The organism is Caballeronia sordidicola, from assembly GCF_002220365.1.
GTDB lineage: Bacteria > Pseudomonadota > Gammaproteobacteria > Burkholderiales > Burkholderiaceae > Caballeronia > Caballeronia sordidicola_C.
Genome location: NZ_MTHB01000166.1, coordinates 1 through 10,538, shown reverse-complemented (window position 1 = coordinate 10,538; position 10,538 = coordinate 1). Strand labels below are relative to the sequence as shown.

The 10,538-nt window shown below is 56.4% G+C and carries 9 protein-coding genes; 6 read left to right on the top strand and 3 right to left on the bottom strand.

The window, feature by feature from the left end; all coding sequences use genetic code 11:
• Positions 1–86 precede the first annotated feature (86 nt).
• Entirely contained in the window at positions 87–320 is a 234-nt protein-coding gene (locus BSU04_RS24955) for a hypothetical protein (RefSeq protein WP_089163100.1), read from the bottom strand.
• A gap of 868 nt (positions 321–1,188) precedes the next feature.
• On the opposite strand from BSU04_RS24955, the gene BSU04_RS24950 reads away from it, so the two are divergent.
• From BSU04_RS24950 to BSU04_RS48890, 3 genes are all read left to right on the top strand, one after another.
• Entirely contained in the window at positions 1,189–2,496 is a 1,308-nt protein-coding gene (locus BSU04_RS24950; RefSeq protein WP_089163099.1) for a hypothetical protein, read from the top strand.
• A gap of 182 nt (positions 2,497–2,678) precedes the next feature.
• Entirely contained in the window at positions 2,679–4,145 is a 1,467-nt protein-coding gene (locus BSU04_RS24945; protein ID WP_089163098.1) for a UvrD-helicase domain-containing protein, read from the top strand.
• 394 nt (positions 4,146–4,539) lie between these two features.
• A complete protein-coding gene (locus BSU04_RS48890) occupies positions 4,540–4,719 on the top strand; it encodes a response regulator (RefSeq protein ID WP_089163097.1) in 180 nt (59 codons plus the stop codon).
• Between the two features lie 78 nt (positions 4,720–4,797).
• On the opposite strand, the gene BSU04_RS24935 is transcribed toward BSU04_RS48890, so the two are convergent.
• Positions 4,798–6,594, bottom strand: coding sequence for a caspase family protein (locus tag BSU04_RS24935; protein WP_089163096.1), 1,797 nt, complete (start codon positions 6,592–6,594; stop codon positions 4,798–4,800).
• Between the two features lie 466 nt (positions 6,595–7,060).
• On the opposite strand from BSU04_RS24935, the gene BSU04_RS24930 reads away from it, so the two are divergent.
• From BSU04_RS24930 to BSU04_RS24920, 3 genes are all read left to right on the top strand, one after another.
• Positions 7,061–7,540 carry an ImmA/IrrE family metallo-endopeptidase gene (locus BSU04_RS24930; RefSeq protein WP_089163095.1) on the top strand — a complete coding sequence of 160 codons (480 nt, stop codon included), beginning with the start codon at positions 7,061–7,063 and terminating at the stop codon, positions 7,538–7,540.
• 2 nt (positions 7,541–7,542) lie between these two features.
• Positions 7,543–7,902 (top strand): ParB/Srx family N-terminal domain-containing protein, encoded by a 360-nt coding sequence (locus BSU04_RS24925; RefSeq protein ID WP_089163094.1) that lies wholly within the window; start codon positions 7,543–7,545, stop codon positions 7,900–7,902.
• Between the two features lie 839 nt (positions 7,903–8,741).
• The gene (locus BSU04_RS24920) at positions 8,742–9,227 is read left to right on the top strand and encodes a hypothetical protein (protein WP_089163093.1); all 486 of its coding nucleotides are present in this window, start codon (positions 8,742–8,744) and stop codon (positions 9,225–9,227) included.
• A 958-nt stretch (positions 9,228–10,185) separates the two neighbouring features.
• Here the strand turns inward: BSU04_RS24920 and BSU04_RS24910 are convergent.
• The coding region (locus tag BSU04_RS24910) for a GNAT family N-acetyltransferase (RefSeq protein ID WP_144021343.1) at positions 10,186–10,538 on the bottom strand (353 nt) is incomplete at its 5' end.

The following is a 10,538-nucleotide window of genomic DNA, read 5'->3' as shown; positions in this document are numbered from 1 at the left end:
GGTAGATTGCTCGTCGCGATGAATCGAGCGCACCCGGATCCACGGACGGCCACGATTGGACGTCGGTGAGCGGTTCCGGGATATCGCTACGTCGCACGATGCGCGGCCTTCGAATACTGCTGTATTCGGGAGTTCAGCGTCCAGGGCTGAGTGACCAGATCGGGACTCAGGAGATAACCTGCGTGCAAGCCAGCAATGGCGGCGGTACGAATCAAGATCGGATCGTATCGGGTGAAGTGCTGCTCAAGCTCGAGAAACGATGCTTCTCGTTCGAAGAATTCGACGACATCTTTGGCCAGGGCGGCATCAATCAGGCGCATTCCGGTGTTCAGATAAGGTAATTGTCAACATTTGTTAGTATTACAAATTAGTGCCGGTTTCTGATTTCCGTGAAGCACCGGGTGGGATCACGTGCATGCTCGCCTGTTTGATTACGCGTAGCACCTGGTCACGGATGTAGTTACATCGATTCGCTAGGTTTGCACCGCTGGAGTCGACAGATATCGGTAAGTACAAGACGGGCAGAAGATTGCGTCCATATTGGGATCGTCGAATCAAAGGAGATCTCGATGGAAAATTCGTTCGTGTGTAATGGTTGCACGCCTCGATAAACGCGACGAAAGCCGAAATTGATCGTGAGCGTGCGTTTCGATGTTTCTGTTGCTATTGAAGACCATATCCACAGGGCAAATCCTTCTTAACGAAACGCGGCCGGTGGAAGCGTCGGACAAAACCAAGCGACTACGGAGTCGCCAATTGAATCGCTGTGCCCCGCGAGTCGCGTAGTTTGATTGACTGGCGATACAAGGCTTGAGACAAGCGACCACATCATTCATGCAAAGCATTCATGTGACGACCGCTAGCAGAAAATCGAGCGCTGCTTCATAGCTGGGTTTTGGGGACAAGAATAGGCCGGTCATAGCAAACAGCGTACACGGCGTCGAGAATCGCGCTGGCAAGAGCCATGCGGCGCAGATAAAGATTCAGCGCCCTTGATTGTTGATCTCGACCCTCATCATCGCTGGTAACGAACAGCGCGTAGAGGGCTGGATCAAGCCGCGCCCTCCAGTCTTAACAACTTTGAGATGCCTGTTAGAAACCCAGTGCGGATTTGTCCGCCGGGGATCAACACACCCTCGCCTATAATGCTAAAACTGATAGTGATTTCAAGGCGGGGAGCCCCACTTTATGAGTCAAGCAAACGGGCGATACTCGGGATCCCGAGACAAAGGCCAGCGTCAATCGCACCAGCCTTCAAACGCGACATCCCACCGACAGCATAAGCCATATGTAAAAGCGCCACCTGCTCGAGACCCGGCCCAGACTGCGTCCATTTTTAAAACACGTTCGTTTGCGTTGTTGGTGGATGCGGTCGGCGCGGAGAACATCGCGCTGGGACTCGACTCGAACTTAGCGCGCGTGTCCGAATTGCTAAATGGCGAGAGATTCACTCCTGAGACAGCCTTTCATATCGAAACGACGCTTGGGTTGCCGGACGGGTTTTTCGATCAATCCAATCCTGTCCTCACATCCGAGACCGTTGCACGGTTGAGGTCGCCCTTGGACTTCATTCATGCGTACACCGAGCCCGACATTGCGCACGAGCGCGTGTTGACTCCGGCTCCCGTTACGCAGGCCAATCACCACCCTACCCTCAACGATCGCTTGCCTAGAGAATCAGAAATGCCAAAGAAGACAAATGGTGGGTCGCTAACGGTCGCGAAGAGCGACACTGCGCCAGCGAAGCCAGTCATGCCAAACCGGGCGCGATCGGCACTCGCGAAGGTCAAAGCGTCGTCAAAGACAGGGAGTCAACAATCCTTGCCGCTGAACGACGTCGCGGCTTTGGAAAAAATTCGTCGCGCCAACCTGCATGTGCTCACGTCCCGCAAAGGATCGAAGGTGCGGCTCGCCGTGGTGATGGAAATTAGCGAGTCCAACATGGCCAATCGTCTTTACGGACAGAAACGTATCGACGATACCGAAGCAAATCGGTTCACGGAACACCTTGGTTTGCCGACAGGTTGGCTGGATGTTCCCCGTTCAGTAACGGACATCCCTGAGTCGGTGTTGGAATTGCTGGCTCCCCCGTCGCGTCAGGCATCCGCAGGTGAAGATCTGCCAGCCGCCGCGAGTGAGCAATTAGCGAAGGCGGTGAAGAAGCCTGCCGGTGCGAAGGAGCAAAAGTCGAGTGCTCGGCCCGCCCTACCCCCTCAACTAGATCAAGCCGTTCCGACAGCCGTTAAGCCTGCCATTCAACGACCCGCTGTTCAGGACGTCTCATTCTCGGCCGCCGGTCAGCAGCTCGCGCCAGCCTCCGTAACTCAGGTCATCAGCGAGCCGCGCCGTCTCACATCGACAACCAGCTTAGACGATCTGCTCGGTATTGAACCGATAGCGGAAGCGCTGATTAAGACACTCGCGGGCAAAGCGCGTAGTGGTCGCCTGGACGAAATCAAGGCCTTGGAACTGTTACGACAAATCGTGTCGCTCTGATTTGGGTCCACATCCCGGTAGATAGCTGCGGTGCGTGTGGACAGCTCGATCGTCAAGGGAAAGGCGCGAAGCGAATTCAGCGGTCGCGCTATCCGTATCACGGACATCAGTTGCGGCGCGGCTTCATCGCCCACAGCCGATTTCCGGCACACTACAGGCTTCTCCGCTCCGCATCACATGCCATGCCCCATTCGTTTAAGCCTACCCCCGAGCAGCACGCGGTCGTAGATGCGGTTCTTGGCGGAGGTGATCTGAAGATTAAGGCGTATGCAGGCGCGGGAAAGACTTCGACGCTACGGCTAGTTGCCGATCATCTTGCGGGTAAGCGCGGCAGCTATCTCGCCTTTAACAAGGAAATCGCTCAGCACGCTCGCCGCGGCTTCCCGCCGAACGTCAGCGCACGCACGGTGCATTCCCTCGCGTATGCATCGGTCGCTCCCGCCCTGACCGCTCGCGTGAACCTGCCCTCCGAGCCGCCGCACGAACTGGCTGCGCGCTACGGGCTCGGTCCGGTAGAGGTGCCCACCATCATCGGCAAAACCGTCGAAGTCACGCCTTTTGAACTTGGTCGAATGGTCGTCGATGGCTTGGGGAGGTTTTGTCGCTCGCCGCAGATGCGACCGGAGGCATCCCACATCCCTGTCGATGAAAAGGTTGACGATAAGGCCGCCGACTGGCTTCGCGAATCGTTGCTTTCCTGCGTAGTGCGCCTTTGGAATGAAAGCACGGACCTACGCGGTCGTAGCGCTATTGCGCCGGACGTTTACTTGAAAGTGTGGGCGCAGACTGAACCGCGAATCGAGGCGGACTTCATCTTGTTCGACGAAGCGCAAGACAGCGATGGTGTCATGCTTTCAGTGCTCGGCCTCCAGCGTCACGCGCAGATCATCTACGTCGGCGACCCCTATCAGCAAATCTACGAATGGCGCGGTGCGGTCAACGCAATGGCTCAGATAGAAGCGCCCGAGTGTTCGCTCACCGAATCCTTTCGCTTTGGACCGACGATCGCCGCACTCGCGAGTCGCATCCTGTCGCTCCTCGGCGAGCGCACACCCATTCGCGGTCAGAATGGCATCGGCTCAATCATGGTGGAGGATCCCAGTGTCTCACCGCCCGTCGATGCCATTTTGTGTCGCAAGAACGTGACGGCGATCTGGCACTTGGCCGCGGGGGTCGAAGCCGGTCACAAGCCGGCAATTCGCATGAGCCCGACAGAGATCACCGCGTTCGCTGACGGCGCCGATCAATTGCTGGCTGGCAAGCGAGCATTCCGGCCGGCGGCATTTTCGCTGTTCGAGACGTGGAAGGACGCGCAATCATTTGCCAAGAGCGCCGTCGGGCGCGACTTGGAACCGATAGTACGAATAGTCGACGAGTATGGCACCGGCTATCTGCGGGAGCTCGCGCGACGCGTAACGCCCGAGACTAGCGCCGACTATGTGATTTCGACCGTGCACCGCGCCAAGGGGCTGCAATGGAAACGAGTGAAGGTAGCCAACGATTTTCGTTTTAAGACCGTTGACGGGCGGCTAACGTTAGACGAGGACGAGATGCGACTCTTATACGTGGCCGTGACGCGCGCACAGCATGTGCTGGACATCTCCGAGCTACGCGAAGAGCTTCTGCGATTGTTCAACTTGCGTCGGTGATCACAGCCTGCTTTGCAGCACCGCCACTCTCTCTACACCGACATAACGATGCTGACGGGAGACAGCAAAGCCACACCCCCGGCTGACCATCATGACCGACAGAACGATCCGTCGCAAAACGACCCACAGCAGTCGCTCCAGGTGTCAAACTGGCGGCGCCATACCCGACGTTCGGAGCAGCCGGAGCCGATCGTCTGCTGCCGCCGCAGAGCCGTTTACCGACCTGTCGCTGGCGAAGATCGGCCAGACTTGGGTGCGCCTTTGACGCGGTGGGCCGCACACTTCATCCTGGGGACACTTGGTGTCATTGAATCGGCACGCCTTAAAGCTGCTTCAGGCGACCGCAACTCCATCTTCGGCGGTAACCCTCACCAAATTCCCCATTGACAACGTGATGCCGGTGCTTACTGGAGCGGATGCGACCAAACGTCTGCGCACGACGCGTGGATTTGAGGATGTGCCCATCGTAGCGGTCTCGACAGGCGCGTCTTGCTCCGAACAGAAGGCTAGCCTAGCCACTGGCGCTAACGGCCGCGTGACCAAGCCGATCAATGTCGAGACGTTGATGACCTAGATTTAGCGAACAGCTTTCGCTACGTTGGCTGGCGCCAGCCGCCGCGAGATAGATCGGGCCAGAGAGGCTACGCTCGACTCAGAAGCGCGGAGGGATCGCCACGTAACGGGTCATCGTGCCGTCGCCCGCCAGCGTGGCGAAGGAGTCGGAATGCTTGTCCGCGCAAAGCCAGCGCAGGTTGATGCCGCGGCCTCCTCCCACATCGAGCGTCCGGAACAACGCACGCTCTCTAGCGTCGAACAAAAAGACAAAGCCCTCTTCGGAGCCGATGGCCAAAATTCGATCGTCCTGCAGCCTCGTGCAGCACACTAAGCTCTGCCGCCCGACTATCGAATCGATTCCTTCCAAGAGATCCGGGTCGTCGGCGAAATGCTCCTCGAACGCATCGCGGTCGCCGAAGTAAAGCTCAAGAATATCGCGGGTGAAGTTGTTCCGCAAACTCCCGTAGTCGTGAGCCAAGCCGAGCTCCGCGTTGTTGACTATGAGCTTATTAAGGATTACACCGGTGTCGAGACTGACAAACACGACCAATCCGTTGGAGCAAACGACGACGAACTCTTGTCCGTCTTTCAGGAGCTCAATGTCAGTGACGTCACTCATATCGGTGACCGAAAGATCGTGGAATTTCAGTTCGCAGCTCGGCGATTTGATCCCGTGCAGATCCCGAACCAGTCCGAGAGATCCGCAGAGAAAGACACGGTCGTTGCTGAAGAACTTCACGTTATAGATGTTGTGCCCTGGAGTCTCCTGTCGTACCCTGCTGGCCCATGCGCTGGAACTGCGACAGACTACCTCGTAGCCCAGCATTCCGCCGATTGCCAATGTCAATCCATCCGGCGAAACGGCCATAGCGTGGAAGTCATCAAACGCTGCTTTGTGGATGATCTCAAATTCGTCAGGGGACTGCCCGCCGATGTTCGCGTGCAAGACATCGCCCGACTTCAATAGAACGTACACGTCTGTCCCAGACGTTGCCAGCGTCGCAATCTCCTCCTTGAACGACTTGAACTTGCGCCGTTCATGGCCATACGCAACCACGATCGCCCGATCAACGGCATACACGAAGTGTCCGTTGCCGATCGCGTAGACCCGGTATGCAAACTGATCGGCATTCATGCGGTAGATCTCGTAGGGAACGGCTTGGAACGTCGGCAAGTCTGAAAGCGAGACTGGAGAGGTCAGCGACGAGAGATACCACGGCCGCTGTTTGATCTGGGTACTGCGGATCACCTTTTGGGTAACGCTGGCAAGGAGCTCATCGAGCGTGCAGTCGTGGGACAACATCCCGGAAGCGAGAGCCTCGCAGTAGCGGCTGTGGCCGTTCACGCCATCCCCAGCAGGTTTGCCTGCGCCGGTTGCAAATGCGAACACCAAGTCGTCGGTGTCCAAGACGTCCTCGAATAGCATTTTCAGACGCTTGGCCTTGTCGCTAAAACTAAGAAGTTCATTCGAACTAGCCTTCTCGGCTGCATCCGCTCGACATGCATCAAGGATGATAAGTTTCGGGCCAGTACCCTCAGCGAGGGCATCCACCAGACTCAAGGTAGAGAGCCCCCATTCGGCAATCGCCGACAACGTTAAAGGGCTAGGCTGGTCGGCGGCCACGAGGAAACCGAGTCCCCCCGTCTCAAAACCGTGTCCTGCGAAGTAGATGATGGCGAAGGTATTGCTTATAGCGTCCGCCTTCGTCTTAAGCCGCGCCAGGGCTTGCTGAATGTCGTAGCCTGTCGCGTTTGTCAGTAGCTCTGAATCAAAGCCTCGGGCCCGAAGTGTCCTGTCGATGAGTTGCGCGTCGTTCGCTGCATTTGGAAGGTTATCGATCTCGGCGTCCAAATACTCAGAGTTGCCAATGCACAGCGCGAGGCGGTTGTTCAAAGCCGGTCTCCAGCTTGTTGGTGAAGGAAGTTTGGCTAAATAGCCGCGGAATCGGGTAGCTTACCCGCAAGCTGTCCTTGGCGAGTGACCGCTTCTGGCCGGGTACCGCCTGACGTGGTCGGCGCATGACGACCCTGTATAGATAGTCCGTCCCGCTTTCATCGATACTGGTGGGACTGGCAGCGAGCTGCCAGTCAAGGCGGGACATGCACCCGTGGACTACGAATAAGCCGACCCAATATAGCGGCCGGTCGCGGATGCGAGGTAGCTTGCCAGGAAACCGCCGTCCAACACCGCTCGGCGACAGCGCACGCTCACGCCCAATCTGCTCTTTCGCCTAGTACGATTCGACGCCCGAAGTCAGTCGCCCGACTCCTGGATTCAACGGCCTAAGAACACTGTAAAATTGTTCCAACAGTGGGCCGCGACGGGGTGGCTTCTATCATTGGGCTAAAGGAGCGAGGCCATGGCATCACTCAACTGCGGACACGATGGCGACTTCTGGATCGCGCATGCGCTTAACTGCATCCCCGACGAAATCTGGGACGAGCACGGCGACAGGTTCGCCTTCGTTTCCACCACTGACTCCGACGGCCGCCGATTGGGGCGCGCGTTCACCGCAGGCAAGCACATCATCGTACTTGCCGACCGCGTCATCCCGCGCGGTCCTGTGGCTGAAGACCACCCAGGAGTTCGCTACCTAAACTTCGTCGTACTGCATGAGGTCGCACACGCAGTACGCGACCACCGGCCGCCCAGTGAAATCACACCGGAAGCCAACCAGGCCCAGGAAGACGAGGCCAACGCCTTGGCATTCGAGTGGTTCAATGCTTACTTGGCAACAAGGACGGCCAACGGCCTTGCACTGTACACAGCAGATGAACTAAACGAGGCACAGGAGCACATGCGATCAAGGATGATTGCTGCCAGCCAAGCCCCTTGGTAATCATGGACGACTATGTTATTCCCGCCGACTGGCTGGCTTTCTGCGAAATTGATTCGTGGCACGCGGAGAGCAAGTGCTATCCCTGGTCTGGCACCCGGGCGGTCGAACTTGTGGCCATTGAAGACATCCAACCACCCCGGCGTGACCCTGACATGGAGCCGTTCCGCAAGTATAAGTTGGTGCCCGTCCTCTTGGCGTTCATGTCACCAGAGTGCGCTCTGCCGCCGGTGGCAGTCGAACCGTTACCCAATGGCTCTGGCTTCAGATACCGCGTGACAAATGGCTTTCATAGGTCCTACGCGAGCCGCGCTGTGGGCTACATCAGTATTCCGGCCGTCATCAACGAGGCATCCGAGCTGTAGGTGTCCGCTGGAACCAATGCATAGAAGCCGGACCTGAAGCGGACGTTCGTGACTGACCGGTTGTGGCCCAGGCTGTGTCAAAACACGTGGCTGCCAGCGGCTCCGTGAAAAGCGGCCTTCGAGAACGCTCTATACGGGCTTCGGGCCACCTCGGGAGGGGTAAAGTGACCCCCGAAAACCTTCACATTTTGTGTTTTGTCACAGCCTCGGCCGAACCCGGTCCGATGTTGAACTGGCAGAGGGAGCCGCCATTGTTCGGCCCTCGTCGGGCCGAAGTCGACCCATTGCCGCCGGTCGAACGGTCGGACACTCGAGGGCTGCTAACAGAGCGATCCGGCCATCCACGCCAGTGTGTCGGAGATAGCAGTTTGGCTATTGTGGTCGTTCGTTCGGTTCGATCACCATTTGGTGCTTCGAACGGCCGCTGGTTACGCGGAATCGAACGGCCGCCAACGACGTCGATGAAGGCTGTTCGGGACTGAAGCGTTGACGTTGTTAGTGATAGGCGCCGCCGATTCTCTCGCGAATTGCAAACGGCCGAAATGCCTTGATCTTAGGCATGTCTCAGGCGGATGAACCGTCTCGCCGTTTACCACCGACCGTGAAGACGGCGGCAAGGCAGATATCGTGTCGGTCAGGTCAGGTCAGATCGGATCCGCTCGATACTGCATCGCGAACAGTTGTAATGGCACGTTAGAATGTCTGGCAATTGCCGTGTCGGGGTTTGACTATCGGCAAACGGTTCTCGCACGATCGCGATGTAACGTGGCGGACGCTATGGTCGCCGCTAGCGAAAATAAAATAAATCCTGAATACTTTTCAACAAATGAGTGAAAATAATGGCAAAGGAAAAAGCATCATCGGTTCTCACAGGCGTTGCGGGAGAGTACTACGTCGCGGCGGAACTTACGCGCCGAGGCTACATAGCATCGCTAACGATGCGCAATACCCGGGGGACAGATATCGTTGTTACTAACGGTTCATCCAGCCGACATGCCGCTGTTCAAGTGAAAGCAAGCCGCAAAAAAAAACGGAGTTGGATGCTTAGCAATAAAGACGAGCGGTCTTTGTCTGATACGCATTTCTATGTCTTCGTGAACATGGTCAACGACAAACCACCGGTATATCACGTGGTTCCTGGACATGTCGTTGCCGAAGTTTTGCAGCGCGGGTTCCAAGATTGGGCTGACACGCCGGGGAGAAACGGTCACGTGCGCAACAAGAACAACCGGATACGAATCTTCAATGATGAAGATGGACAGTACATCGATAGGTGGGACCTGCTGGGGCTTGATCCAATCGAGGAAGACATTGACGTCGAGTGATTGCGATTTTCGTGCTCAGTGACGCTCGCTCGTCTTAAAGTTGTCTGTCAAATCGGACGTCGCAAACTCTATAAACCACGATGAACCTAATAAATAGGAATATGACTTTCGAACGTCCGAGCGCTATCGCGGATTACGTTCGGACGAGTCTCTCCGCCGTTGTCGCTCGCTACGAAACGTTGAAGTATCCGGAGCACGTCTACGATGAACTGCGAGAGGTTTTTTCCACTGCTTCGGATATTTGCGACGTCGATATAAGACGGGCTCTCGAATGGAAATTCGGCCACACTGGGAAATCAAACTACCCGGAACGACACAAGATTCAAATAGTTCGTGTATCGCGACTTTGGGAATCTACCGATTGGCCTTCCATAGCGACGCCGGAAGCACTCTTCGAGCGTCTACGTTCGGGAGGGGAACGATTCATTACAGCGGCTTTCCTGACTCACCTGTCCTACCCTACCCAGGTACCCATCATTGATCAGCATAATTTCCGCTCTATGAATTGGTTCATTACTTCGATTGATCCTGCGTACCATGGCAAGAAGAGGCCGAGTCAATTCGCAGACCTGCTGCAGCTGCAGGACCTTCTAAAGCATTTGATGGAAGCCTGGCCAGGGAGCGATGTTCCTACACTCAGACAGCTTGACAAATTCTTGATGGTCCACGGGAAAAGCGTCGCCCGTTGAATTGTCCCAGCCCCGACGATGACACGTTCGGATGGCTGTTTTTTGGACTAAAGGCGCCGTGTGGAAGTCAGGTTAAGCGGGAAGGCCAACGACGGTTTTTGGCCGCACTCAGCCAGATGATGGCCGTTGCGGGTCGATCCGCAGCCGCTATTGGAGCCAACGCTACATCTATGGCCGCTTCAAAGGTCCATTGATGATTCGCAAGTCGGCTGCGCGGCGCACACGTTCTCGGCCGAAGCCGACAAGATGGCTGTGAATTCCGCTACGATTTAACGCGGCCCCGTATTAAACAACATCAGCATACAAGGATCTTCGTCGGGCCCATCGCTGAGAACAACAGGCGTACCAACCGGCACGACCGAACGCCAAAATTTTAGACCCTCAGTGTTATCGAGCATCGTTGTTACTCGCCAATCACCTGCATGCATTTCGAAGAGTGCGCGCACGGCCTCCCGCCCTATTGATTGTCCGCGATACGACTTCGAGACACAAAATTCAGCCATCTCGAACAACGGGGCATTGGTCAATGTTCTAACCAGAGCAAACCCAGCTACCTTTCCGTCCACAAGAATAAAATAAGGGTATCTTTCTGCCTCTTCCCAGTAGAGCGGGAGGTACGGAT